Source organism: Amycolatopsis panacis (assembly GCF_003600245.1).
In the GTDB taxonomy this organism is placed as follows: Bacteria; Actinomycetota; Actinomycetes; order Mycobacteriales; family Pseudonocardiaceae; genus Amycolatopsis; species Amycolatopsis sulphurea.
The window spans coordinates 18,264-43,664 of sequence record NZ_QZFV01000153.1 but is presented as its reverse complement, the minus strand read 5'-3'; the positions used below and the strand labels follow the sequence as shown (position 1 = coordinate 43,664).

Annotated in this window: 18 protein-coding genes and 1 pseudogene; 17 read left to right on the top strand and 2 right to left on the bottom strand. The window is 71.0% G+C overall.

Annotation, left to right across the window (positions count from 1 at the left end):
* The first annotated feature begins 135 nt into the window (after nucleotides 1-135).
* The 16 genes from D5S19_RS31045 (at nucleotide 136) to D5S19_RS30975 (ending at nucleotide 11,515) form a co-directional block, all read left to right on the top strand.
* Nucleotides 136-393 (top strand): acyl carrier protein, encoded by a 258-nt coding sequence (locus D5S19_RS31045; protein ID WP_120026901.1) that lies wholly within the window; start codon nucleotides 136-138, stop codon nucleotides 391-393.
* A gap of 23 nt (nucleotides 394-416) precedes the next feature.
* Nucleotides 417-1,652 (top strand): beta-ketoacyl-[acyl-carrier-protein] synthase family protein, encoded by a 1,236-nt coding sequence (locus D5S19_RS31040; protein ID WP_120026900.1) that lies wholly within the window; start codon nucleotides 417-419, stop codon nucleotides 1,650-1,652.
* Nucleotides 1,649-2,791: a beta-ketoacyl synthase N-terminal-like domain-containing protein gene (locus D5S19_RS31035; RefSeq protein ID WP_120026899.1), complete on the top strand. Its 1,143-nt coding sequence runs from the start codon at nucleotides 1,649-1,651 to the stop codon at nucleotides 2,789-2,791. The genes D5S19_RS31040 and D5S19_RS31035 overlap by 4 nt, the downstream gene beginning before the upstream one ends.
* A complete protein-coding gene (locus D5S19_RS31030) occupies nucleotides 2,788-3,750 on the top strand; it encodes a beta-ketoacyl synthase N-terminal-like domain-containing protein (RefSeq protein WP_120026898.1) in 963 nt (320 codons plus the stop codon). Before D5S19_RS31035 ends, D5S19_RS31030 begins: the two co-directional genes overlap by 4 nt.
* Complete coding sequence (locus D5S19_RS31025) at nucleotides 3,747-4,583, top strand: alpha/beta fold hydrolase (RefSeq protein WP_158605682.1); 837 nt, start codon at nucleotides 3,747-3,749, stop codon at nucleotides 4,581-4,583. The genes D5S19_RS31030 and D5S19_RS31025 overlap by 4 nt, the downstream gene beginning before the upstream one ends.
* Nucleotides 4,583-5,584, top strand: a complete 1,002-nt coding sequence (locus tag D5S19_RS32645; protein WP_199730803.1) for an acyl-CoA thioesterase family protein — start codon at nucleotides 4,583-4,585, stop codon at nucleotides 5,582-5,584. The genes D5S19_RS31025 and D5S19_RS32645 overlap by 1 nt, the downstream gene beginning before the upstream one ends.
* Nucleotides 5,581-6,615, top strand: coding sequence for a beta-ketoacyl synthase N-terminal-like domain-containing protein (locus tag D5S19_RS31020; protein ID WP_199730802.1), 1,035 nt, complete (start codon nucleotides 5,581-5,583; stop codon nucleotides 6,613-6,615). The genes D5S19_RS32645 and D5S19_RS31020 overlap by 4 nt, the downstream gene beginning before the upstream one ends.
* A gap of 197 nt (nucleotides 6,616-6,812) precedes the next feature.
* Entirely contained in the window at nucleotides 6,813-7,715 is a 903-nt protein-coding gene (locus D5S19_RS31015; protein ID WP_158605681.1) for a 3-hydroxyacyl-ACP dehydratase FabZ family protein, read from the top strand.
* The gene (gene fabG / locus D5S19_RS31010) at nucleotides 7,708-8,454 is read left to right on the top strand and encodes a 3-oxoacyl-ACP reductase FabG (RefSeq protein ID WP_120026894.1); all 747 of its coding nucleotides are present in this window, start codon (nucleotides 7,708-7,710) and stop codon (nucleotides 8,452-8,454) included. Before D5S19_RS31015 ends, fabG begins: the two co-directional genes overlap by 8 nt.
* Before the next feature lie 28 nt (nucleotides 8,455-8,482).
* Nucleotides 8,483-9,196 carry a 2-hydroxychromene-2-carboxylate isomerase gene (locus tag D5S19_RS31005; RefSeq protein WP_120026893.1) on the top strand — a complete coding sequence of 238 codons (714 nt, stop codon included), beginning with the start codon at nucleotides 8,483-8,485 and terminating at the stop codon, nucleotides 9,194-9,196.
* 32 nt (nucleotides 9,197-9,228) lie between these two features.
* Nucleotides 9,229-9,486, top strand: a complete 258-nt coding sequence (locus D5S19_RS31000) for an acyl carrier protein (RefSeq protein WP_120026892.1) — start codon at nucleotides 9,229-9,231, stop codon at nucleotides 9,484-9,486.
* Nucleotides 9,483-9,809 carry a hypothetical protein gene (locus D5S19_RS30995; protein WP_120026891.1) on the top strand — a complete coding sequence of 109 codons (327 nt, stop codon included), beginning with the start codon at nucleotides 9,483-9,485 and terminating at the stop codon, nucleotides 9,807-9,809. Before D5S19_RS31000 ends, D5S19_RS30995 begins: the two co-directional genes overlap by 4 nt.
* Nucleotide 9,810: 1 nt before the next feature.
* Nucleotides 9,811-10,224 (top strand): hypothetical protein, encoded by a 414-nt coding sequence (locus tag D5S19_RS30990; RefSeq protein WP_120026890.1) that lies wholly within the window; start codon nucleotides 9,811-9,813, stop codon nucleotides 10,222-10,224.
* Nucleotides 10,225-10,599, top strand: coding sequence for a DsrE family protein (locus tag D5S19_RS30985; RefSeq protein WP_120026889.1), 375 nt, complete (start codon nucleotides 10,225-10,227; stop codon nucleotides 10,597-10,599).
* Nucleotides 10,596-11,045: a hotdog family protein gene (locus D5S19_RS30980; protein ID WP_158605680.1), complete on the top strand. Its 450-nt coding sequence runs from the start codon at nucleotides 10,596-10,598 to the stop codon at nucleotides 11,043-11,045. The genes D5S19_RS30985 and D5S19_RS30980 overlap by 4 nt, the downstream gene beginning before the upstream one ends.
* Complete coding sequence (locus D5S19_RS30975) at nucleotides 11,042-11,515, top strand: 3-hydroxyacyl-ACP dehydratase FabZ family protein (RefSeq protein WP_120026887.1); 474 nt, start codon at nucleotides 11,042-11,044, stop codon at nucleotides 11,513-11,515. Before D5S19_RS30980 ends, D5S19_RS30975 begins: the two co-directional genes overlap by 4 nt.
* A 9-nt stretch (nucleotides 11,516-11,524) precedes the next feature.
* Here the strand turns inward: D5S19_RS30975 and D5S19_RS32225 are convergent, their stop codons facing one another.
* Nucleotides 11,525-12,937, bottom strand: coding sequence for an NB-ARC domain-containing protein (locus D5S19_RS32225; protein ID WP_158605679.1), 1,413 nt, complete (start codon nucleotides 12,935-12,937; stop codon nucleotides 11,525-11,527).
* 54 nt (nucleotides 12,938-12,991) lie between these two features.
* Nucleotides 12,992-13,492: a DUF3995 domain-containing protein gene (locus D5S19_RS30965; protein ID WP_120026886.1), complete on the bottom strand. Its 501-nt coding sequence runs from the start codon at nucleotides 13,490-13,492 to the stop codon at nucleotides 12,992-12,994.
* A 428-nt stretch (nucleotides 13,493-13,920) separates the two neighbouring features.
* On the opposite strand from D5S19_RS30965, the pseudogene D5S19_RS30960 reads away from it, so the two are divergent.
* Nucleotides 13,921-25,254 (top strand): annotated as a pseudogene (locus D5S19_RS30960) (amino acid adenylation domain-containing protein); the annotation flags it as partial.
* Nucleotides 25,255-25,401 lie beyond the last annotated feature (147 nt).

Sequence of the window (25,401 nt, the reverse complement as noted above, 5' to 3'; positions counted from 1 at the left end):
TCCTGGAGCAGCGCAGGTGGCAGGGCTGTCTCGTTCCGTCCCGTGCCGTCCGCGACCTTGCGGGACACCAGCCGCGCCAGTGGAATCGGGGTTGTCGAAAAGAGTTCCGCGCCGCACGGGAGAACGGGGTCCGACATGGTCGAAACCGTGGAGAAGAATTTCGCGAAGATCAAGGAGATCGTCTGCGAAATTCTCGAACTCGAAGAGGACGAGGTCACCGACGAAGGCCTTTTCAACGAGGAATACGGCGCCGACTCGCTGCGTGCCATCGAGATCCTGGGCGCGCTGGAACGGGAGTTCGGGGTCGTCATCGACCAGGCCGAACTCGCCCGGATGTCGCACCTGCGAGGCGTGTACGACGTCGTGTCCGAGACCGCCGGCTGGGCGAAGTAGCGAAGACGCGAGGACGGGGAGTCATGGTGTCGTCTGTGACCGGCGGCAGGCGGGTGGTCGTCACCGGCCTCGGAGTGCTGTCGAGTATCGGAACCGGCGTCCGGGAGTTCGCCGAGGGCCTGCGGGCCGGGCGCAGCGGCGCCGGGCCCATCACGGCGTTCGACACCACCGGCTTCGACCATTCCACCGGCTGCGGCCTCGGCGAGTTCGACGCCGCGGCCTGGATCCGCGCACTGCCGCTGGACGGCCTCGGCCCGGCGAGCAGGTTCGCCGTGTCGGCCGCGCGGATGGCCGTGGACGACGCCGGCCTCGGCCCGGCCGCGCTCGCCGGGCGCGCCGGGCTGGTGTCGGTCGGCACCACCGATGGCGAATCGCACGATCTCGACGGGCTGGTGGCGACGGAGCTGGCACAGGGCTCCTCCGCGATGGATCCCGCGGTGGCGTCCCGGCTACGAGCCGGACGGCTGTCCGCGGCCGTCGCACTGGAACTCGGACTGTCCGATGTGGAGGCGGTGACGATCCCGACGGCGTGCGCCGCCGGGAACTACGCGATCGGCTACGGCTGCGACGCGATCCGCTCCGGCGACGTCGACTTCGCCCTCTGCGGCGGAGCAGATGCCATGTGCCGCAAGACATTCGCCGGATTCTACCGGCTGGGCACGATCGCCCCCGACCGATGCCGCCCCTTCGACGTCGACCGCTTGGGCATCCTCACGGGCGAAGGCGCCGGCATGCTGGTGCTGGAAAGCCTGGACTCGGCACTGGCCCGCGGCGCCCGGATCCACGCCGAAGTCCTCGGCTACGGGCTCAACTGCGATGCCTACCACCAGGTCGCGCCGGACCAGGCCAGCGTCGCCCGCGTGATGGCGCTGGCGCTCGAAGACGCCGGGGTCAAACCCTGCGAGGTCGACCTCATCTCCGCGCACGGCACCGGCACCAGGGCCAACGACGTGACCGAGGCGGAGGCGATCCGCGAGATCTACGGCGAGCGGCCGCCGCCCACGGTGTCGGTCAAGTCGATGCTCGGGCACACCATGGGCGCGGCGAGCGCCCTGGCCGCGATCGCCTGCGCCGTGGCGATCACGCACCGGTTCATCCCGCCGACCATCAACCACGACCGCACCGACCCGGAGTGCCGGATCGACTGCGTGCCCAATCACGCCGTCGAAGCAGACCTGCGGATCGTGCAGAACAACGGGCTCGGTTTCGGCGGCAACAACGCCGTCACCGTCCTCGGCCGTTACGAGGTGGCCGCGTGAACGCCGCTGGTGGCCGGCCGATCATCGGCACCGGCGCGGTGGCCGCGATCGGCGGCTCACCGGCCGAGATCTTCGAAAGCCTGTGCGCGGGGAAGTCCGGATTGGCGCCGATGCGCGGATTCGACCGCTCCTTCTACACCGGCGACAGGCTGTTCGAAATCGACAACCGGGACGGGGGCGACGTGCCCGGCCGGGCCACTGCATTCCTGCTGGACGCGATCACGCAGGCGCTCGCCGAAGCCGGGATGGACGAGCAGCTGGGCGACATCCCCGTGCTGGTCGGCACCGGTCTGCGTGAGCTGCGCTCGGTCGAACTCTGGGCCCGCGACGGCGTCCCGATGTCCCCCGGACGCCTGCACTTCGGCACCGCGTTGCGGGAACGCTTCGGCGCGACGAACACCCACACGTTCTCCAACGCCTGCTCGGCCTCGATCTACGCCCTCGCACTGGGCACCGACCTGCTGGCCTCCGGCGCCGCGGAGACGGTGGTCGTGGCCGGGGTCGACGCGATCACCGAGAGCATGGTCGGGATGGCCGACCGGCTGCAATCGGTGGCGCCGGACACCGTGCGGCCGTTCGACCGCAATCGGAGGGGCACCGTCCTCGGGGAAGGGGCGTCCGCGATCGTGCTGCGCCGGAACGAGAATCCGGGCGAACGCTGTCTCGGCCGGGTGCGCGGAGTCGCGGTCAACTGCGACGCCCACCACGCCACGGCACCGGCTCCGGCGAATATCGCCACCGCCATCCGCGAAGCCCACGAGCGAGCGGGCACCGCACCCGAGGACATCGACCTGGTGATGCTGCACGGCACCGGAACCCACGCCAACGACGCCGCCGAGGCCGAGGCGATGCGCACGGTGTTCGGCGCAGCCCCGGAAAAGACGCTGATGACCGCGATGAAGTCGATGACCGGCCACACCTCCGGTGCTTCCGGGGTGCACAGCCTGATCGTCGCGCTGCGGGCGATGACGCAGAGCGTCGTCCCGCCGACCATCGGACTGGACGACCCGATCGACGACGCCGCCGGCTTCCGTGTCGTGCGGAACTCACCCGAAGCGGCGAACCTCGCGCTGGCGCAGGTCAACGCCTTCGGGTTCGGCGGGATCAACGCCGTCGCGATCGTGGCGGCGCAGCGATGAGCGCCGTCGTCACCGCCGTCGGCCTGGCCGTGCCCGGTGCGCACCGGCCCGCCGACCTGGTTACGGGGACCGCCGCCGGAGCAGAGCCGGTGGACCCGGCCGCGCGGATCGGCAAGAAAGGCCTGCGGTACCAAGATCGTGCGACGCAGCTCGCACTCTGCGCAGCGCGCGACGCACTCAACGCCGCCGGGCTGATGCTCGGCGACGCCCGGCTGCAAGGACCGGGCGCGCCGTCGGTCAACGCACAACTGACGGTGCCCGCCGACTCGATCGCCGTGGTCGTCAGTTCGAATTTCGGCAACTTCGACTCGGTGTGCGAGGTCGTCACGGGAATCGCGGAGGACCGCGGCACCCGGCTCGTCAGCCCGGTCCTCACCCCGCGGCTGTCGAGCAACGTCACTGCGTCCGAAGTGGCCATCAGGTTCGGCCTGCGCGGCCCGAATGTGATGCTGTGCAACGGTGAACCGTCCGGCCTTGACGCGGTGCACTGGGCGGTCACCCTGCTTGCCGCCGCCCGCGCCCGGCACGTGCTGGTGGTCGGCGTCGAACCGGACACCGCCGTCGTGCAGCGGCTCACCGGCCAAGCGTCCCCGTTCGACGGCGCGGCTGCGCTCGTGCTCGAAACGACAGCCACCGCCAGCGCACGGGAGGCCACCGTGGTCGCCAATGTCGGCCAGTACGCCCGCGCCGGATCGCTCGGAGCCTGCCTCTCCGAGCTGACCGGCACCGCGGCGGCCTGGTTCGCCCCGCAGGACGCTCCTGCCGGCGTCCTGCCCGGGGTGCCACGGCACGCGCTCGCCGATCGCTGGGGGCACGCATCCGGAGCACTCGGCGTACTGCAATGCGCCGCAGCCGTTGGACACTTCGCCTCGGGTGGCGAAGGGCCGGTGTACGCGGTCTCCGGGGATGCCGACGACGCCGTGGCCGGTGTCGTCCTCACCGCCGGGAGCGCCGCATGACGCCGCGCCCGGTGATACTCCGGCGGCTCACCACCGGCAACGGCCCCCGCGTGCTGCTCCTGCACGGTATGGCCGACAGCGTGTCCATCTGGGACAAGCCGATTGCACTCGCACCGCACCGGAAAGCCTTGCACCAAGCGGAGTTCTTCGCGGCCGAGCTGCCGTGGCGCGGCACCGGACCGGCCGACTGGGGCTACCGTGCGGAACCCTCGGCCTGGCTGGCCGAAGCGCTCGACACGCTCGCGGCCGCCGAGGGTCCGGCCGACGTCGTCGTGGGGCACTCCTTCTCCGCCATGCTGCTGCTCGACCTGCTCTGCGGACCGGCCGCGCCCGACCTCCGCGGGATCGTGCTCATCTCGCCCTACTTCCGCGCACGGCCCGAAGACTTCGACTGGGCCACGATGACCGGCCTGCCGGAGAAGTTCGTGCTCGCCATGGAAGAGGGCATCCGGCTCGCGGCTGGTGCACGGGCGAAGCCCGTCCTGCACCGGGCGATGGCCGAGCGGCTGTGCGAGTTCATCGGGCCGTACGGCTGGTCGCGGTTCTTCGAGTCCTACCTCCGGACGCCGTGGCTGCGCACCGAGAACCTGACGGCGCCCGCGCTGGTCGTCTCCGGCACCGGCGACCGCATCGCCGCTACCGCCGAGGCCGCCGCCCTGGCCGAGCGGCTCTCCACGGCGACGCTGCGCACCGTCGAGGACGCCGGCCACTTCCCGATGGCCGAGCAACCGGAACGGTTCGCGGACCTGCTCGACGAGTTCCTGCAACGACCGGCGCCGGTCCGCGGACCGGCCGGGAAGCCGCCCCACCCGACATCCTTGGAGCGAATCTGATGACTGACACCGACCTCGCGGTCAAGAACGTGCTCGGCGAGACCACCACGGTCACCCTCACGCCCGGCTACGAGGGCGCGAACATCGGGACCTACATCGGTTTCAAGCACGTCAACTACCTCGTCGAAAAGGCCGTGCTCGCGCATTTCCGGCGGGCCGGGCTGCCCGTCGGCGCGCTCTACGAGCAGTACGGCCTCGGCTTCGACGTAGTGGATCTCGAAGCCCGGCTGCGCGGCGGCCTGTTCGTCGACGACGAGGCCGTGCTCGAAGTGAAACCGGTGGCCACGGACGAGGACCACGCGTTCCGCTTCAAGGTCACCATCACCGTCGACCGCGAAGGCCGGCCGAAGAAGATCGTCACCGCTTCGGTCACGGCCGTGCTCCGCCGGGACGAGGACGACCGCCGCCTCCCGGCCCGGGTGCCCGCGCCCGCCGTGCTCGACCGGTTCACCGTGCCCACGATCGGCGACCCCGCCCCCGGTGATGCGGTACCCGCCGTCACCGGCCCGGCGCTGGTGTCGGGCGGCACGACCGACGACGACCCGGTGCTCACGCAGCTGCTCGCGGGCCGCAACGGCTACGGCTGGAAATTCCGGATCCCGTACCCGTACGTGCATTTCTACAACCGCCTGCACATGTCGTCCTACCTCCGGCAGATGGAGGAGGCCAAGCACCGCTTCGTCGCCGACCGCGGCATCTCCATCGCGGCGCAGCTGACCGAGCGCAACTGGATACCGGCGGTGACGCACTCGCGGATCGAGATCCTCGGCGAAGCCCTGCTGGAAGAGGACCTCTACACGGTCTACACCGTCGAAAGCATCTTCAAGAACTTGCTCTACACCGCGCGAATGGAATGCCACGTCGTACGAGATGGGCGCCTGGTGCAGGTGGCGACCGGCACCATCACCCACGGCTACGGCGTCCTCGAGAACGGCAACCAGGCCCGCGTCGTCACCTGGGACGACCGCGTCGCCCGGGCTTTGCGGGGCACGGGCTCGTGACCGCGCCGGTCATCTCCGCCTGGTCGGCGGTCTCACCGCTGGGCATCGGACGGGCGCCGTTCGCGGCCGGGGTCGCGGCGGGCTCGGGCGCGCTGGCCCCGCCCGAGCCCGGCCCGTGGCCCGAGCCGTCCCGGCCGGCCGCGCAGGTACCCGGGTTTGTCACCCGGGATGTGCTGGGGCGCAAGGGAACCCGCTCGATGGACCGAGTGTCGGCCCTGGCGGTCGCCGCGGTCGGCGACCTGCTCGCCACGGCTGGGCACGCCCGCCCCGTCGCGACCGGCGAACGGGCGGCGCTGGTCCTCGGCACGACCGCGGGCAGCTCCCGGAGCATGATGGACATCACCCGCGACACGCTCACCCGCGAACGGCCGTTCCACATCGACACGGCGCGGATCCCGAACGCCATCATGAACAGCTCGGCCGCGCAATGCGCCATCTGGCACGAACTCAAGGGCCCCAACGTGACCGTCGCCGGTGGGCGGGTCGCCGGGCTGTTCGCGCTGCGCTACGCCATGCGCCTGCTCGCCTCCGGCCGCGCCGCGTCGGTACTCTGCGGCGGCGCCGAGGAACTCACCCCGGAACGCGCCTGGCTCGAACACCACGCCGGCGCCCCGCTGCCACTCGGCGAGGGCTGTTCGGTGCTGCTGCTCGAACCCGCCCTCACCGCGGCCGGGCCGGTGCTCGCCGAAGTCCTCGACGTCACCCACGGGGTCTACCGCGACGGTGAACAGGCCACGGCCCTCGCGCGCTGCCTCGCCCGCGCGCTCGACAAGGCCGGATGCACGGCCGCGGACCTCTGGGCCGTCTCCCCGCCTCCGGGGACGCCGGAGCTGCCGCTTGCCGGGGCTACTCTGCGCGAGCTGCCGGGTGCGGACCTCTGGGGCGACGCCGGTGCCGCGAGCGCGGCGTTCCAGATCGCAGCAGTCCTCGCCGCGGCCGAACAGGCCCCCGAAGCACGCGGCCGAGTCGCGGCCGTGCTGGCAGCCGATCGGGACAACGTGGTCGGCTGCGCACTGTTAGGCATGCGATGAGTACCCGCGCCGTGGCCCCCACCGCCGAAACCTGCGAAACACCTACCACTCCCCCGCCAGGTGCCACCCCACCGCGAGACAACGGCTGTGAAGGGAACCTTCACAGCCCCAGAGTCCGTGAAGGTTCCCTTCACAGCCTCCCCAGCCGGGGGCAGCGGAACCGACGGCGGGCTCGGGGCGCGATGAGCGCCGGGAGCGTGGCAACGGCCACCGGCGAAGGGATCACCGTCCTCGCGCCGATCACCCTCGTGGCACCGATCGAGCCGGATCCTGGCCGCCCGCAACGATTTCGGGCCATCACCCGGCTCGCCGTCGAAGCGACGGAGCCGGTGTTCGCCGGGCACTACCCCGGACGGCCGATCTTCCCCGGCGTATGCCTGCTGGACTGCGCCCTGCGCAGCGCTCGCCTCGCCCGGCCCACAGCCGTAACCGATTCCAGGCCAACGGAAATCGAGTCGGCCCGGTTCACCGGAATCGTGGTCCCCGGCGCCATCGTCACCACGGAGCTGACCTGGCAACCCCGCGACGAAGGCTGGCGCTGTTCGGCACGGCTCTCCACCGGCGACGGCGAAGTCGCCACAATCCGGCTCCGCTACGGCCCCGGACGGCGGCCCGAACAGCACGAGACAGTGAGCGCTGACACCGTGCTCGACGCCGCCGACATCCGGAGAATGCTCCCGCACCGCTACCCGATCCTGCTCGTCGACCGGGTGACCGAACTCGCCGCGGGAGAACGGCTCACCGCGACCAAAGCCGTGACCGGCAACGAATTCTGCTACGCGGCCGACACCGCGGGCACCGCATACCCGGTGCCCTTGCTGCTCGAATCCTGGGTCCAGGCCGCGGCCTTGCTCGCCGTCGGGACGCCGGGCACCGGCGGCGCGGACGCCCTGCTGCTGCTCGGCAGCGTCACCGGGGTCGGCATCGGCAAACCCGTGCTGCCGGGCGAGATCGTCACCCACCGGGTGATCCTCACGCGTTCGCTCGGGGACACCCTGCTGTTCGAAGGCGGAAGTTCCGTCGGCGCGGAACCGGTGCAGGCCGTCCGGCAAGCGGTGCTCGCGTTCCGGACGGAAGAACCAAGGAGTACACATGCCTGACACCCCGGTCCCCGCCGCACTGGTCAGCGGCGGCTCACGCGGCATCGGCCGCGCGATCGCCCGCCGGCTCGCCGAAGACGGCCACGACGTGGCGTTCTGCTACCGCAGCAACGAAAAAGCCGCGCTGGAACTGGAAAAGGAGATCGCCGACCTGGGCAGGCGGGCGATCGGTTCCCGGGTGGAGGTGACCGACGGCAAAGCAGTCCACGCCTGGGTCCGCGCCACCCACGACGCCCTCGGCCCGATCGGCGCCGTGGTGACTTCGGCGGGTGTGACCAGGGACGGCGCGCTGGTGCTGATGCCGGACGAGGACTGGCACCACGTGCTCGGCACCAACCTCGACGGGATGTACCACGTCTGCCGCGCCGCGATCTTCGAGATGATGAAAGCGAAATCCGGGGTGATCGTGAACCTCTCCTCGGTGGCCGGGGTAAAGGGCCACGCCCGGCAGACGAACTACGCGGCGGCCAAGGCCGGGATCATCGGGTTCACCCGTTCCCTGGCCAAAGAGGCCGGTCCGTACGGAATCCGCGCGAACGCGGTCGCGCCCGGGTTCATCGACACCGACATGACCGCCGCGCTGCCCGGCAAGATCGCCGAGGATGCCGTCAAGCGAATCGCGCTGCGGCGCATGGGACAGGCCGGTGAGGTGGCCGACCTCGTGTCGTTCCTCGTCTCCGAACGGGCCGCCTACATCACCGGGACCGTCGTCGAGATCGACGGCGGCATCTCGCTCTGAGCCCCTACGGAAAGGAGACCCACGGCCCATGGCAGCCAAACCATCGCGCTGGTACTTCTCGTTGCGCAGCCCTTATTCCTGGCTCGCCCACCACGATCTGCTGGCCCACTACCCGGACGTCGCGGACCGTGTCGAGTGGATCCCTTTCTGGGAACCGGACGAGCGGACCCAGGCGATCCTGGACGACGACGGCGTCCGGCTGCCGATCGTCGACATGTCGCGGGCCAAGAACTTCTACATCCTCCAGGACGCCCGCAGGCTCGCCGAGGCGCGCGGGCTCAGCGTCACCTGGCCGGTGGACCGCGACCCGAACTGGGAGATCGCCCACCTCGGGTACCTGGTCGCGGAGGCTGCCGGACGCGGACGCGAGTACGCGGCGCTGGTCTACCGCGCCCGCTGGCTGGAGAGCCGCGACATCACCGACCGGGCCACCATCGCGGAGATCGCGACCGAACTCGGCCTCGACGCCGCCCGCGTCGCCGGGGCAGCGGACGACCCGGAGATCCGGCGCCAGGGCGCCGACACCCTGATCCGCTCGTACAAGGACGGCCTCTTCGGCGTCCCGTTCTTCCTCCACGGCCGCGACAAGTACTTCGGCGTCGACCGGCTGCGTGCCTGGGTCGCGAAGGTCCGGGGCGAAGCGCCGGAGGCCGGCGTGGAACTCGACTGGCTGGCCGGAGCCGACCGATCCGAACCAGTCCGCGCCGGGGCCGACATTGGGCCGGCCGGCGGCTGCGGGTAACCGCGAAACACCTATCACACAAGGAGAATCCAATGAGTGTCGAAGCGGCATTCGACCAGGACGAGGTCCGCGAACTGGTCGCCGACGTGCTGGAGGTCGAGGTGGACTCGATCACGCCGGAGGTGGACTTCGTCCGCGACCTCGGCGTCGACTCCCTGCTCGCGATGGAGCTGGCGGTCACCCTGGAACGGTCCTATCAGGTCCGGATCGAGTCACACGAGATCGCCGAGGTGCGTACGATGCCGGACATTTCGGCGCTGCTGAACCGGAAGCTGCAGAACCCGGCATGACGCCGGACCGCGCGTACCTGCTCGTCGAAACCCGAGCCGACGCGACGGCGAACCGCTTCCTCGCGGACGCCGAAGCACTGGCACGGGCCGGTGAGCGGGTGCGGCTGTTCCTCGTCGCCGACGCTGTCGCGCTCGGCATCCGCGGCGCGCACCCGGTCCTGCCCCAGGTCGTCGACGCCGGAGGGCAGGTGTGGATCGACGCGTTCACGCTGGCCCACCGCGCGCTGCGAACCGCACCGCTGGCGGACGGCGTGACACCGGCCGGCATGGACGACGTCGCCGAGGCTCTGCTGACAGCCGGCGTGAAAGTGGTGTGGCACTGAAATGGCAGCCGTCATCGAACGCCGGACATGGGACGTGCTGGTGGTGCTCACCGCGCCGCCGCACACCACCGACGCCCTGACCACCGTGATCCGTCTCGCGCAAGCCGTGCTGGCCCGCGACGGCTCGATCCGGATCTGGGCGTGCGGGTACAACACGATGCTGACGCAGAACTCGCTGGGCGAGACCAAACCAGCCGACCTGCGCGGCCCGGCAGACCCGGCACCGACCGCGGCCACCCTGATCCGGCGATTGCTGACCGACCACAAAGGACAGCTCGGCTGGATAGCCTGCACAGCGTGCAGCAGCGAGCGAGGCGCCCGGGACCACCTGCCCGAGGTCCGGCTGCGCTCCGATGCCCGGCTGGCGGCCACGATCGCCGCGGCGCGCCGGACCGTCTACATCGGAGGCGCGTAGATGGCTTACCTGATGGTGGTCGACCGCGGTTACCGTGGAAGCGTCGAAGCGCAGTTCTTCGACGCGCTATACGGCGTCCTGATGCTGGGCGATCAGCTCGGCGGCGTCGAAGTGGTCCTGCGTGGAAACGCCGTCACTGCCGCGGTCGCCGACGAGGAGCCGCTCCCCGCGTTCCGGGTCGGTTCGGTGGACCTACCCGCACCCCGGCAGACGGTGTGCGCCCTGGTCGCCAAGGGCGTCCCGGTGCACGTCGACCGGCCGGACCTGACCGCCTTCGGCCTCGACGACGGCGCCCTGATCGACGGCGTCACCTGCTCGGACACCGCGATGCTCGCAGCCCGATGGACCGACTACGACGGAGTGTGGTTTCTGTGACGGCTCAATGGACCTACGCCCGACCGATCGACGGCGCCGACCGGATATCGACCCACCCGGAGGGGTCCGAGCTGGTGATCGAAGCGGTCAAGACCGTCCGGGCGGGCGATCCCTACCTGAACGGGCACTTCCCGGGGACCACGCTCTACCCCGCCGTCTTCCTGCTCGACGGGATCCGGCAGGCGGTGGGCGGCGAGTTGCACCGCGCCCCCGCCCTCGGCACGCATCTGGGCGCGGCCGACGCGCTCGGGGATTGGCTGGAACTGGGGCAGGTGGTGTCGGTGCGGGTGCTCCGCCCGATGCTCGAAGGTGATCAATTGTGCTTGCACATCAGGGTTTCCGCCGCCGGTCCCGGTGCGCTGCGGGCCGCGCTCGGCTGTCGCCGCGACGACGGCACGGACGTGGCGAAGATGACCGTCGAGCTGGTCCGGGGCGGTAGGTCATGAACCGCGGCTACGCGCACCTGCTCGCCCTGCTCCCGGTCCGCCACCCGATGGTCCTGGTCGACCGGATCACCGCGCTCGACCCCGGGCACGCCATCGAAACCGCCAAGGCGGTGACCGGCGGCGAACCCTGTTACGGCGGGCTGGCCGCCGGGCTGCCGGAGGACCGCTACGCCTATCCGCGGTCACTCGTGCTCGAATCGTTCGGCCAGTCCGCGGCACTGCTCTGGCTGGACGGACGATCAAACGGCGATGACGACGATGCGGTGCCGATGGTCGGCAAACTCCGGGACTGCCGGTTCGCCGGCGCGGCCTTCCCCGGCGACGTGATCCGCCACTTCGTGCGGCTCGATCGCGTCGCCGAGGACAACGCGTTCCTCTCCGGGGAAAGCCGGGTGGGCGATCGGGTGCTGCTCACCGTGGGCACGCTGATCGCCGTCGCGCGCCCGGCTTCGGTGGTGAGGAGTGGGTAGCGCGGCCGGTCACCAGGCGGCCAGCTGGAGAGACCCGTGACCGGCCCCGCACGCCGCCGTCGGCTCGTCGTCGGCGATCCCCGCCTTGGCCCTGGCGAAGGCCTGCAGCACGCGGTGCAGGCGGATCCGGTCGCCACGGAGGTCCACCAGGTGCTCGGCCGCCAGCAGCCCGGCGAGGCGGGCGGCCTCGGGGAGCGGGATCCCGGCCACGGCCGCGGCCTGCTCCAGCGTGAACTCCCCCTGCCCCGCGCACCCGAGCGCGCGGAAATGCCGCTGAGCGCCGGTTTCGACCGCGCAGTACGAGGATTCGAGCGCGGCGGCGGGCGAGGTCTCCGTGTCGTCGTCGAGCGCCAGCGAAACCAGGCGCTCGCTCTCGCGCAGGTCGCGGACGAAGTTCCGGAAACCCTGTTCGGGCCGGTCGGCGAACTTGACCGCGGCCAACCGCAGCACGAGCGGCAGATACGCGCACAACTCCGCCAGCTCGGCCAGCTCCGCGCGGGCACCGAACAGGTACTCCTCGCCGATCACCGTGGTCAGCAGGGTGCGCGCGGCTTCCGGGCGGAGGGCGCCGAGAAACATCCGGCGCGCGCCCTCGCGGGCCACCAGCCCGGACATCCGGTTGCGGCTGGTGATCACGGTCCGGCAGTGCGGGCCGGTGGCCAGCAGCGGCCGGACCTGCGCGGCGTCGCTGGCATTGTCGAGCACGACCAGCAGCCGCCGGTCGGCGACCAGCGAACGGTAGAGATCCACCCGCCGCCGCGGATCCGCGGGACAGTCGGCCTCGGCCACCCCCAGCCCGCTCAGCAGCGCCCCGACCGCGTTCGCCGTCGAGTGCGGGCCGCGGGCCGAGCGCAGGTCGACGTAGAGCTGGCCGTCCGGAGACCCGTCGAGCCGCCGGTGCGCCCACCGGATCGCGAACGCGGACTTCCCGACGCCGGCCGGGCCGGAGATCAGGAACACGTTCTCCCGGCGCGGCAGGCGGGCCATCGCCTCGGCGGCCTCGAAATCGGCCTCCCGGCCCACCAGCAGCGAAACGTCGAACGGAAGCTGCCGGGGCGCGACCGCCGGTTTCGGCGCGTCGGGGATCGGCACGAGGTCGGCGCCGTCCCCGGCCGCGTAAAGCGCCCGCCAGTGCCCGAGCCAGTGCGCGGTCACCTCGGCCACTTCCTCGGCCGAATGCTTGCCGTGCACCAGGCAGGCGGTCACGAACACGGAAACGAAATCCGCGCGCGGCAGTTTACTGCCCCGCAAAACGGTCGAAACGGTGCTTCTCGGCAAGGCGTCGACCACGTCCCCACTGGGCACCGTGGTACGGCCGCCGAGTTGCTGCAGCCTGCGCAGGGACGGCTGCCCCACGCTGAGCCGCAGTTCTCGCAATCGCTGCACGAATTCCGCCGCGGTCGCAGGTTTTTCCCAGGACAAATCAAACCCCCTTTGATCGGTCCGGCCGGAACCGGGAAATCGTCGCGGGCGGCCTCAGCGGACGGCTTCGGGCACCTCACCGGCCGGCCTCGCGGCCGGCTCCTTGCCGAAGTTCCGCGCGGCCAGCGCGAACAGCAGACCCCCGAGGATGAACCAGGGATTCCACAGGGCGAGCGTCCAGAATCGCTGCCCGGAGCTGACCGCGTCGTCGACGCCCCGCACCCCGGACAGGATCAGCACCTCGATGCCGATCCCCCGCACGAGCAGCAGCGCCGCGACCCCCCAGCCGAGCAGCTTCAGCAGCCGCCACCGGCGGCCGCGGACGCCGCGCCGGGCCAGCCCGCCGGCCACCACCGCGCCGACCAGGCAGAGCCCGCCGACCCCCCAGAGGCCCCCGGCCACGAACCAGCCCGGCCGCTCGGCGGCCAGCCGGCTGCCCGCCGAGATGTCCAGCCCGAGTTCTCCGCCGAGGGCCCAGAAGAAATGCGCGCCCGCGAACAGCACCGCCCAGCCGGCCGCGAGAAATCCGTATCGCCGCGAGCGGTTCGGATGCACCCCAGTTCACCGTCCCCCCGGATGAGCGGCTTCCCCCATGGTCGCCACGTCCATACAGTGCCATACGCGCACGCGGTCGGCAACAAAGTCGGAGTCCTCTCCGCCACCTGGCCCAACCAAGCGAATTATTCCTCACCGCATAGGGCGACGGGGGTGCCACGGAGTGCGATGAATGCACTTTTCAACCACTTTCCGCGGCGGCCGGTCATCACCGATCCTGCCATTCCGGGCGAATTCCCTCCGGCGGCCGGAACGACCCGCACGGTTCGTCTCATTCCGTCCGGTGCTGTCCGGCGCCTTGTCCCCGGGCGGCGCGCGGAAGATTCTGCGAATGCCCGCCCGGCGCACCCGCGCCCGCCGTGGTCACCCGTAAACCGGCGGATCGGCCGCACAGCACGGTGGCCACGGCCGCAGCCTGAGGAGATGGCATGATTCCGCTCTCGCACGCCCAGCAGCGGCTGTGGTTCCTCAACCGGCTGGAAGGCCCGAACGCCACCTACAACATGCCCGCCGTGCTGCGCCTGACCGGCGAACTCGACCGCGACGCGCTCGTCGCGGCGCTGCAGGACCTCGTCGACCGGCACGAGCCGCTGCGGACGGTCTTCACCGACGTGGACGACGTGCCCTGCCAGCACATCCTCGGCCCGGCCGAGGCACGGCTGACGGTGCCGGTCACCGAGGTCGCCGAAGCGGACTGCACCGCGGCGATCGCCGGGCTCGCCGCGCGCCCGTTCGACCTGGCCGCCGAGATCCCGATCCGGGCCGAGCTGTTCGCGCTGTCGGCCACCGAACACGTGCTGGCCATGGTGATCCACCACATCGCGGGCGACGGCTGGTCGATGGCGCCGCTGGCCCGCGACCTGACCGAGGCGTATCAGGCCCGCCGCGAAGGACACGCGCCGGACTGGGCGGAGCTGCCCATCCAGTACGCCGATTACACGCTCTGGCAACAGGAACTCCTCGGCGCGGAAGCCGACCCGGACAGCCTGATCAGCGAGCAGATCGAGTACTGGCGCAAGGCGCTGGCCGACCTGCCCGACGAACTGCGGCTGCCCGCGGACCGGCCCCGGCCGCCCGCGCCGAGCCACGAAGGCGGCAACGTCCCGTTCCGGGTGGACGCCCAGCTGCACAGCCGGCTGGCCCGGCTCGCCGCGGAATCGGACGCGAGCCTGTTCATGGTCGTCCAAGCCGGTCTCGCCGCGCTCCTGAGCAGGCTGGGCGCCGGAGCCGACATCCCGCTCGGCACGCCGATCGCGGGCCGCACCGAGGAGGCTCTGCACGATCTGGTCGGCTTCTTCGTCAACACGCTGGTGCTGCGCGTCGACACCGGCGGCGACCCATCGTTGCGGGAACTCGTCGCCCGCTCCCGTGAAACGGCCCTTGCCGCCTATGCACACCAGGATCTGCCGTTCGAGCGGCTGGTCGACATCCTGCGCCCGGACCGGACGCTGGCCCGGCACCCGCTGTTCCAGGTGATGCTCGCGTTCCAGAACAACACGTTGCCGCGGCTGCAGCTGCCGGGGCTGGTCGTCGAAGGCGAGCAGCTCTACACGCCCACCGCCAAGTTCGACCTCGCTTTCAGCATGGGCGAGCTGACCGGCCCGGACGGCCGTCCCGCCGGGCTGAGGGGGACCATCGAGTACGCGGCCGACCTGTTCGACCCTTCGAGCGCAACGGAACTCGGCGCACGCCTGATCCGCGTGTTCGAGGCCATGGTCGCCGATCCCGGCGCGCGTATCGGCGCGCTGGACGTGCTGGCGCCGGGCGAACGAACCCAGGTCCTGACCGGCTGGAACGCCACCGCGTGCGAGGTCGGCGAGGCCGGGTTCGCGGACCTCTTCGAGGCCACCGTCTCCACCGCGCCGGACGCCCCCGCGCTGACCTTCGATCGCGGCACGCTCACGTACGGCGAACTCAACGCGGCGGCCAATCGCCTGGCGCAGCTGCTCGCCCGCCGCGGCGCCGGGCCCGAAACGCTGGTCGCGCTGGCGCTTCCCCGGTCGCCTGAGCTGGTGACCGCGATGCTCGCGGTACTCAAGACCGGCGCCGCCTACCTGCCGATCGACCCCGGCTACCCGGCCGAACGCATCGGCTTCATGCTCACCGACGCCCAGCCTGTGCTCGTAGTGACCGACCAGGAGACAGCGTCCCTCCTTCCGCTGGGCGACGCCCCGCGCGTCGTGCTGGACGACATGGCCGTCGAACTCGCCGACTACTCCCCTGAAGACCAGCCAGTAGTGCGGCCGCTCGCTTCGCCCGCGTACGTGATCTACACGTCCGGTTCCACGGGCAAACCGAAGGGCGTCGTGGTGACGAACGCCGGAGTGGCGAGCCTGGCGCACAGTCAGCGTGTACGCGTTGGCACCGGTCCCGGCGCTCGCGTACTTCAGTTCGCCTCCCCCAGTTTCGACGCAGCATTCTGGGACTGCGCCATGGCTTTGCTGTCCGGGGGCACGCTAATCGTCCCCTCAGCCGAGCAGGTGGTGCCAGGCCCAGAGCTGGCCGCCTTCATCCGCGACACCGGCGTCACCCATGTGACGCTGCCGCCTTCGGTCCTGGCCGCGCTGCCACCAGGCGGCCTGCCCACCGGGGTGACGGTGGTCGTCGCGAGCGAAGCAAGTACGGGTTCCCTCGTGGCCAAGTGGGCACCGGAACGCCAGCTCTTCAATGCGTACGGCCCGACTGAGTCGACCGTGTGCGCGACGGTGACCGAAGCGCTGTCCGGAACGGGTACGCCGCCGATCGGTCGGCCGCTGGACAACACCCGCGTGTACGTGCTCGACGAGACGCTGCAACCGGTCCCGGTCGGTGTCACGGGTGAGCTGTACCTTGCGGGCGCCGGGCTGGCCCGCAGCTACCTGCGCCGGCCCGCGTTGACAGCGGAACGGTTCGTGGCCTGCCCGTTCGGCAGACCGGGCGAGCGGATGTACCGCACGGGAGACCTCGCCCGCTGGCGCGCGGACGGGCAGCTGGACTTCGGCGGGCGGGCCGACGACCAGGTGAAGATCCGCGGATTCCGGATCGAACCGGGCGAGATCGAGGCCGTGCTGGCCGCGCACCCGGGCGTCCGGCAAACCGTCGTCACCGCCCGGGAGGACCGGCCGGGCGACCGGCACTTGACCGCGTACCTGGTGGCCGACCACGGCGAAGCCGGGCGGGACGAAGCCGGTGAGCACCAGCAGCTCGGCGACTGGCAGGCCACCTACGACGCCCATCACGCGGGCCTCTCCGCCGGGCTCGGCTCGGACTTCTCCGGGTGGAACAGCAGCTACACCGGCGAGGAGATCCCGGTCGCCGAGATGCGGCGCTGGCGGGACGCCACCGTGGCCCGGATCCGGGAACTCGCCCCACGCAGAGTGCTGGAGCTGGGGGTCGGCAGCGGCCTGCTCCTCGAACCCCTGGCTCCGCAGTGCGAAAGCTACTGGGGCACCGATATCTCCACGGTCGTGATCGATCGCGTCCGCGGCCAAGTCCTCGCCCGGCCCGATCTCGCCGGGCGAGTCGAGCTGCGCGCGCAACCGGCGCACGTATTCGACGGCCTGCCCACCGGATTCTTCGACACCATCGTGGTGAACTCCGTCGCGCAGTACTTCCCCAGCGCCGAGTACCTCACCGACGTGCTCGACCAGGCGCTCGGCCTGCTCGCACCCGGCGGCGCAGTGTTCGTCGGCGACGTCCGCAACCTCCGGCTGCACCGCGCCCTGCGCACGGCCGTCGAGCTGAACGGCCGGACCGACGGCGCGGCCGAGCCACTGCGTGAAGCGATCGACCTGGCCGTCCAGCGGGAGAAGGAGCTGCTCGTCGACCCCGACTTCTTCACGACGCTCGGCGCAGCAGCCGACATCCGGGTCAAGGACGGCGACGACCGCAACGAACTCACCCGGCACCGCTACGACGTCGTGCTACGCACCACAGCCCTGCCGGAGCCGACAGGCCCCGGGGCAGAACTCGCCTGGGGCATCGACGTGACCAGCCTGGCCGCATTGCGGGACGCCCTGGCCAGCTACCCGGAACACCTGCGTGTGACACATGTGCCGAACATCCGAGTGACCGGAGAACTCGCGGCTGCACAAGCCATTCAGGACGGAGACACGGCGGCCGCATTCGCCGCGCTGGCCGAGGCGGACGCCCCCGGACCCGAGGCTTTCGCCGCGCTGGGCGGCGAAACCGGGCACGGCGCCGTGGTCACCTGGTCGGGCGCCGGGCGGCCGGATGAGCTGGACGTCGTGTTCACCGCACCCGGGACCGCGCCGGGCACCGCCTACCGGCCCGGCCCGCCTGCCGCCGGTTCGCCGTCCTTCACCAACGATCCGGTCGCCGCACCGGCGTCGGCAAGGCTGGTCGAGTCGGTGCGCGAGCACGTCCGCCGGACGCTGCCGGAACACCTTGTGCCGTCGGCCTTCGTCGTGCTCGACAGCATCCCGCTGACCCCCAACGGCAAAGTCGACCGGCGGGCGCTTCCGGCGCCGGGCGCAGCCGTCTCGGCGACCGGGCGGGGACCACGCAACGCCAGGGAAGAAGCGCTGTGCCGCCTCATCGCCGAGGTGCTCGGCCTGCCCCGGGTCGGGATCGACGACGGATTCTTCGACCTCGGCGGGCATTCCCTGCTGGCCACCCGGCTGATCGCACGAGTGCGGGCCACTCTCGGTGTCGATGTGTCGATCCGGGACCTGTTCACGGCGCCGACGGTCGCCGGGCTTTCGCAGGTGATCGACCGGGCCGCGACCACGCTGCGGCGGCCGGTCGTCCGCGCCGAGAGACCCGAACGACTGCCGTTGTCCTTCGCCCAGCAACGGCTGTGGTTCCTCAACCGGCTCGAAGAGAACACCTCCACGTACAACATGCCGATCGCGATGCGGTTGCGTGGCCCGCTCGACCGCGACGCGCTGGCCGCAGCCGTCCAGGACCTCAGCGACCGGCACGAGCCGCTGCGCACCCGTTACCCGGACGTCGACGGCACGCCGTATCAGGACGTCGTCCCGCCGGAGCAGGCCCGGGTCGGACTCCGCACCGAAGAAGTCGGCCCCGCGGAACTCGCCGGACGGCTCGAATCCTTCTGCGGCAACGGGTTCGATCTCGCCACCGAACTGCCGCTCCGGGCATGCCTGTTCGCCCTGTCCCCTGAAGAACACGTGCTCACGCTCGTGCTGCACCACATCGCCGGGGACGGCTGGTCGATGGGACCGCTGGCCCGCGACCTCGCCGCCGCCTACACCGCGCGTCACTCCGGAAAGAATCCACAGTGGACGGATTTGCCCGTCCAGTACGCGGACTATGCGCTGTGGCAACGCGAACTCCTCGGCCGCGAGGACGATCCGGACAGCCTGGCCGGCGCCCAGATCGGCTACTGGCGCCGGACGCTGGCGGGCCTGCCGGAGGATCTGCGGCTGCCCGGCGCCCGCCCGCGCACCGCCGCCTACCACGGGGCGACCACGACGTTCCATCTCGACGCGCAGCTGCATCGGCGGCTGGCCGCGCTCGCCAATGACACCGGCACCAGCCTGTACATGGTCGGCCAGGCGGGGCTCACCGCGCTGCTCACCCGGCTCGGCGCCGGCGACGACATCCCTGTCGGCACCCCGGTGGCCGGGCGCACCGACCAGTCGCTCGACGAGCTGATCGGCGTCTTCCTCAACACCCTCGTGCTGCGCACCGATACCAGCGGCAACCCGACCTGGCACGAGCTGCTCCGCCGGATCAGCGAAACCAATCTCGACGCCTACGCGCACCAGGACGTGCCGTTCGAACGACTCGTCGAGATCCTCAAGCCGGACCGCTCCGCCGGGCGGCTCCCGCTGTTCCAAGTGCTGCTGTCCCTGCACGGCGCCGCGCCCGACCCGGTTTTCGCGGGCCTGTCCACCAGCGCCGAACCGCTGACCCGGATCGTGCAGAACAAGTTCGACCTCGCCATTCACCTCCGGGAGTCCTTCGACGAGGACGGGACCCCGGCCGGGCTGGCCGGCATGATCGAGTACTCGGCCGACCTGTTCGACGCACCGGCCGTCGACGAGCTGGCCGCGCGTCTCGCGCGCATTCTCGACGCGATGACGGCCGATCCCGCACAGCGGATCGGCGCGGCCGAGCTGCTCGACCCGGCTGAACGGGACCAGGCCGTGCACGCCTGGAACGACACGGCCCACGACGTCCCCCACACGACGCTGCCCGAGCTGCTGGCCGAACAGGCGCAGCGCACGCCGAAGCGAACCGCCGTGGTGTTCGAAGGCGCCGAGCTGACCTACCGCGAACTCGATCAGCGCGCCGATCGGCTCGCCCGGCACCTGGTCGAACACGGCGCACGCCCGGAAACCCGCGTCGCAGTCATGCTGCCGAGGTCCGAACAGCTCGTGGTCGCGCTGGTGGCCGTGCTGAAGGCCGGCGCCGCGTACGTGCCGATCGACCCGGGCTACCCGGCCGAACGGGTCCACTATCTACTCAACGACGCAGAGCCGGTCCTGATCCTGACCGAAGGGCACTACCTCTTCGATGCGGAACCGATCGACACCGCCCTGCCGCGCTGCCTGCCGGAGCATCCCGCCTATGTGATCCACACGTCGGGGTCGACCGGCCACCCCAAGGGCGTCGCGGTGTCCCACGAAGGGATCGTCAACCGGCTGTTGTGGATGCAGGATCGCTACAGCCTCAACGAAACCGACCGCGTGCTGCAGAAGACCCCGGCCGGATTCGACGTCTCGGTGTGGGAGTTCTTCTGGCCGCTGATCACCGGCGCCGCGCTGGTCGTCGCCAAGCCCGACGGGCACCGGGACCCGGCCTACCTGGCGGGCCTGATCCGCGAGCAACAGGTCACCACCGTCCACTTTGTACCATCGATGCTCGCCGCGTTCGTCGCGGAGCCCACTGCCGGGCTACCCTCGCTACGCCGCCTGATCAGCAGCGGCGAAGCCCTGTCCGCCGATCTGGCCCGCAAAACGGACGAGATGATCGGCGTACCACTGCACAACCTCTACGGACCGACCGAAGCGGCGGTCGACGTGAGCAGCTGGGAATGCCGTCCCGAACCCGGCGCCACCTCGGTGCCGATCGGCCGGCCGGTCTGGAACACCGCCCTGTACGTGCTGGATGCGGCACTGCAACCAGTCCCTCCCGGCGTGATCGGCGAGCTGTACATCGCCGGAAAGCAGCTGGCGCGCGGCTATCTCGGCCGCGCTGCGCTCACGGCGGAACGCTTCGTGGCGTGCCCCTTCGGCGCACCCGGTCGTCGCATGTACCGCACCGGCGACCTCGCGCTCCGCCGTGCCGACGGGTCGCTCGAATTCGCCGGCCGCGCCGACGACCAGGTCAAGGTCCGCGGCTTCCGCGTCGAACCCGCCGAGATCGAGGCGGTTTTGTTGCAGCACAAGGCAGTCGAGCAGGTCGCCGTGGTGCCCCGCACCGACGAGTCGGGCGACACCCGGCTGTTCGCGTACGTGGTCCCCGGCGACGATGCGCCCGTCCTTCGGGAATTCCTCGCCGAGCGGTTGCCAGGACACCTTGTCCCCGCCGGTTTCGTGGCCCTCGATGCACTGCCGGTGACTCCGAACGGAAAGCTGGACCGGCGGGCGCTCCCGGCTCCCGAAGCCTCCGGACTTCCGGTCGGCCGTGGTCCACGCGATTCGCGCGAAGACGCGCTGTGCCGGATCTACGCCGAAATCCTCGGCCTGCCCGGGGTAGGCATCGATGACGGGTTCTTCGACCTCGGCGGACACTCGCTGATGGCCACCCGGCTGATCTCCCGGGTCCGCGCGACGTTCGGCGTCGACCTGGCGATCCGCGATCTGTTCGGCACACCGACCGTCGCGGGCCTCGCACGGCTGATCGACCGGGCAGGCGACACGCGGCGCCGCCCCCTCGTGCGGGCGCAGCGCCCGGACCGCATCCCGCTTTCACCCGCCCAGCGCCGGCAGTGGTTCCTCAACCGGCTGGAAGGCCCGAGCGCCACCTACAACATCCCGATGGCGGTGCGCCTCACCGGCCTGGTGGATCGAGCCGCACTGACCGCCGCGATCAGCGACGTCCTCGCGCGGCACGAAACGCTACGGACCGTTTTCCCCGATGTCGACGGCGTTCCGCACCAGCTGATCCTCGCGCCCGAAGCCGCGCGAGCCGAACTGTTCGTGTCCGAAGTAGACGGTGACGGGCTCGGCGACGCCATCGCGGAGACCGTCGCGGAGGGCTTCGACCTCACAACGGACCTGCCCCTGCGCATCCGGCTGCTCACCGTTTCCCCGGAACAGCACGTCCTGGTGCTGGTCCTGCACCACGTCGCGGGGGACGGCTGGTCGCTGGTCCCGCTCGCCCGCGACCTCAGCACCGCCTACACGCAGCGTTGCGCAGGACAGGCACCGCAATGGGCCGAGCTACCCGTGCAGTACGCGGATTACACGCTGTGGCAACGAGAACTGCTCGGCGACGAGGCCGATCCGGACAGCCTCGTGAACGAGCAGATCGCGTACTGGCGGCGCGCACTCGCCGGGATCCCGGACGAACTCGCGCTGCCGACGGACCGGCCACGGCCGAAGACGCCCAGCCACGCCGGCAGCAGCGTCCCCTTCGGCTACGGCCCGGAACTCCACGCCCGGATCAACCGGCTGGCCGTGGACTGCCACGCGACCGCGTTCATGGTCGTCCAGACCGCGCTCGCGGCCCTGCTGACCCGGCTCGGCGCCGGCTCCGACGTCCCGATCGGCTCGCCGATCGCCGGGCGCACCGACGAGGCCCTCGACGAGCTGGTCGGTTTCTTCGTCAACACGCTGGTGCTGCGCACCGACACCAGCGGCGATCCGACCCTGCGTGAGGTGCTCGACCGGGTGCGCGAGGCGAACCTGAACGCCTACGCGCATCAGGATCTGCCGTTCGAGCACCTGGTGGAAACGCTCAACCCGGACCGCTCGACCGCCCGGCACCCGCTGTTCCAGGTGATGTTCGCCTTCCAGAACACCCGGGACACCGAGCTGCGCCTGCCCGGCCTCACCGCCGAGGGCACCCCGGTCGGCGTCGAGGCCGCGATGTTCGACCTGTCCGTCCACTTGGAGGCCCGCTACCACGAGGACGGCCGGGAAGGCGGAGCGCGGGGCGCGCTCGGATACTCCGCCGACCTGTTCGACCGGGAGACCGCGGAGGCGATCGTCAGCCGTCTGCTGCGCATGCTGGACGCGGTGACCGCCGATCCGGACCAGCGAATCAGCCAGATAGAGCTGCTCGCGCCGGACGAACGCACCCGGCTGCTGCACGCGTGGAACGGCTCCGCCGCCGAAGTCCCCGCGGAAACCCTGCCGGCCCTCTTCACGGCCGCAGCAGCTCGTCAACCCGACGCGACCGCGATCCGCGCAGCAGGCCGCACACTGACCTACGCGGAGCTGCGCAGCACGGCCAACCGGCTCGCCCGGCTGATCGTGGCGGAAGGCGGCGGCCCAGGCGCCCGAGTCGCGCTGGCCCTCCCCCGCGACGAACGACTGCCTACCGCCATGTGGGCGGTCCTGATCGCGGGCGCGGCCTACGTGCCACTCGACCCGTCCCACCCGGCCGAGCGAATCCGTTACCTCGTCGAAGATTCGCAGCCGGTCGTCGTGCTCACCGACACCGCGAGCGCGGCCAGCCTGCCTGCCGAGGTGCGCCGGATCGTGCTCGACGACCCGTCGACGGTGGCGACCCTCAACGCGCTCGACCCCGCCGACTTGACAGCAGCTCTGCACCCGGAGGACGCGGCCTACGTCATCTACACCTCGGGGTCGACCGGGCGGCCGAAGGGCGTCGTGGTCACGCACCGTTCGGTGGCGAACCTCTCCAGCTGGGCGTCGGAAACCTTGCCCGACAACGTATTCGGCGCCACTCTCGCGACGACGTCGGCAACCTTCGACGTCTCGGTGTCGGACACTCTCCTGCCGCTGTTGAACGGTGGATGCATCGAGATGGTGCGCGACGTGCTCGCCCTCGCCGACGGCGAACGGCCCGAGGCCAGCCTCGTCTGCACCGCCCCGTCAGCGATCTCCGCAGCACTCGTTCCGGGCGGAAAACTGAAGCTGGGCACAGTAATCCTGGTCGGCGAAGCGGTCACCCCGCGGCTGATGCACGACCTGCGCGCCGCCGCACCGGGCGTCCGGATCGCGAACCTCTACGGCCCCACCGAAGCCTGCGTCTACGCCACAGCGTGGTTCGACGACGGAAACGCCGCCGGGGTCGCCCCGATCGGCCGGGCCATCACGAACTACCGGACCTACGTACTCGATGATCACCTGAACCCAGTGCCACCGGGCGTGCCCGGCGAGCTGTACCTGGCCGGGGCCGGGCTGGCCCGCGGCTACTTCGGACGGTTCGCCCTGACCGCGGAGCGCTTCGTCGCCTGCCCGTTCGACGAGCCGGGACAACGGATGTACCGGACCGGCGACCTGGTCCGCTGGCGTGCCGACGGGCTGCTCGAATTCGTCGGCCGGGTCGACGACCAGGTCAAGATCCGGGGCCACCGCGTCGAACCCGGCGAAACCGAAGCCGTCCTAGCCCGGCACGAGTCGGTCGCCCAGGTCGCCGTGCTCGCCCGCCGGGACGCCCGGGACGACACCAGCCTCGTCGCCTACCTCGTGCCCGCCGGAGACCAGGAGATCCGGCCCGGCGAGCTGGCCGCGTTCGCCCGCCACGAGCTGCCCGGACACCAGGTCCCGGCCGCGATCGTGCCCCTCGACCGGCTCCCGCTGAACGCCAGCGGCAAACTCGACCGGCGGCAGCTACCGGCCCCTCAAGCCGCAAAGACCGGCGACGGCCGGGAACCCCGCAACGACCGCGAACGGACGCTGTGCGCCCTCTTCGCCGAAGTCGTCGGCGTGTCGCCGGTGCACATCGACGACAACTTTTTCGAGCTGGGCGGGCATTCCCTGCTGGCGACCCAGCTCGTCGCGAAGGTGCGCGCCGCACTCGGCGTCGAACTGGCCGTACGCGCGCTGTTCGAAACGCCGACCGTCGCCGGTCTGGCCGAACGCCTCGGCACGAACACCACCGGCACGTCGCTGGAAGTCCTGCTGCCGCTGCGGACCGGCAGCAGACCGCCGTTGTTCTGCGTGCACCCCGCGACCGGACTCGGCTGGGTCTACGCGGGTCTGCTGCACCACCTTGATCGGGAACAGCCGATTTACGCACTACAAGCCGCCGGTCTCGACGGCAGCGGAACTTTCGCCGGATCGGTGCCCGAAATGGCCGAGGACTACCTGGCCCGGATCCGTTCGATCCAGCCGCACGGGCCGTACCACCTGCTCGGCTGGTCGTCCGGCGGCGCGGTGGCCCACGCCGTCGCCGAACGACTCGTCGCTCAAGGCGAGAAGATCGGGCTGCTCGCGATGCTCGACACGACGGTGCCCGGCCCCGGCTATGACCAACCGGACGCCGGCGGGCTCTACGACGCACTTCGTGAACTGGGGCTCGAACTGGACCCGGCACAGGAACTCGATTTCGCCGTGCTGCACGCTTTCCTCCGCGAGATCGATCACCCGCTCGCCGGCCTCGGGGAACGCAGTCTCGCCGCGCTGCCCGAGATCCAGCGCGGGCAGACGACCTTGCTGCGCACCCCGTTCACCCATCCGGTGGAGACGGACCTGCTGTTCTTCACCGCTTCACGCAGTCACCCGTCCGGCTTCGCCGCCCCGTGGCAGCCGCTGGTCGCGGGTCACATCGAGGAGGTCCCCGTCGACTGCGAACACAACGCGATGACCGAACCGGCGGCGCTCACGGCGATTGCCCCGGTGCTCGGCAAGTACCTGACGACGGAGGTTGGCGGCTGAGGCGGTCTGGCCGGGAGGCGATGGCCGGAGTTTCGCCGGTCAAGACTTGACCGGGACGGCGGCTGCCGCATCCCGGCCGTCGCTCAACCTCCCGGCAGGAGCCGCAGGCGGTGCGGTGGTGCGACGGGGCGAAAAGCTGTGAAGGGT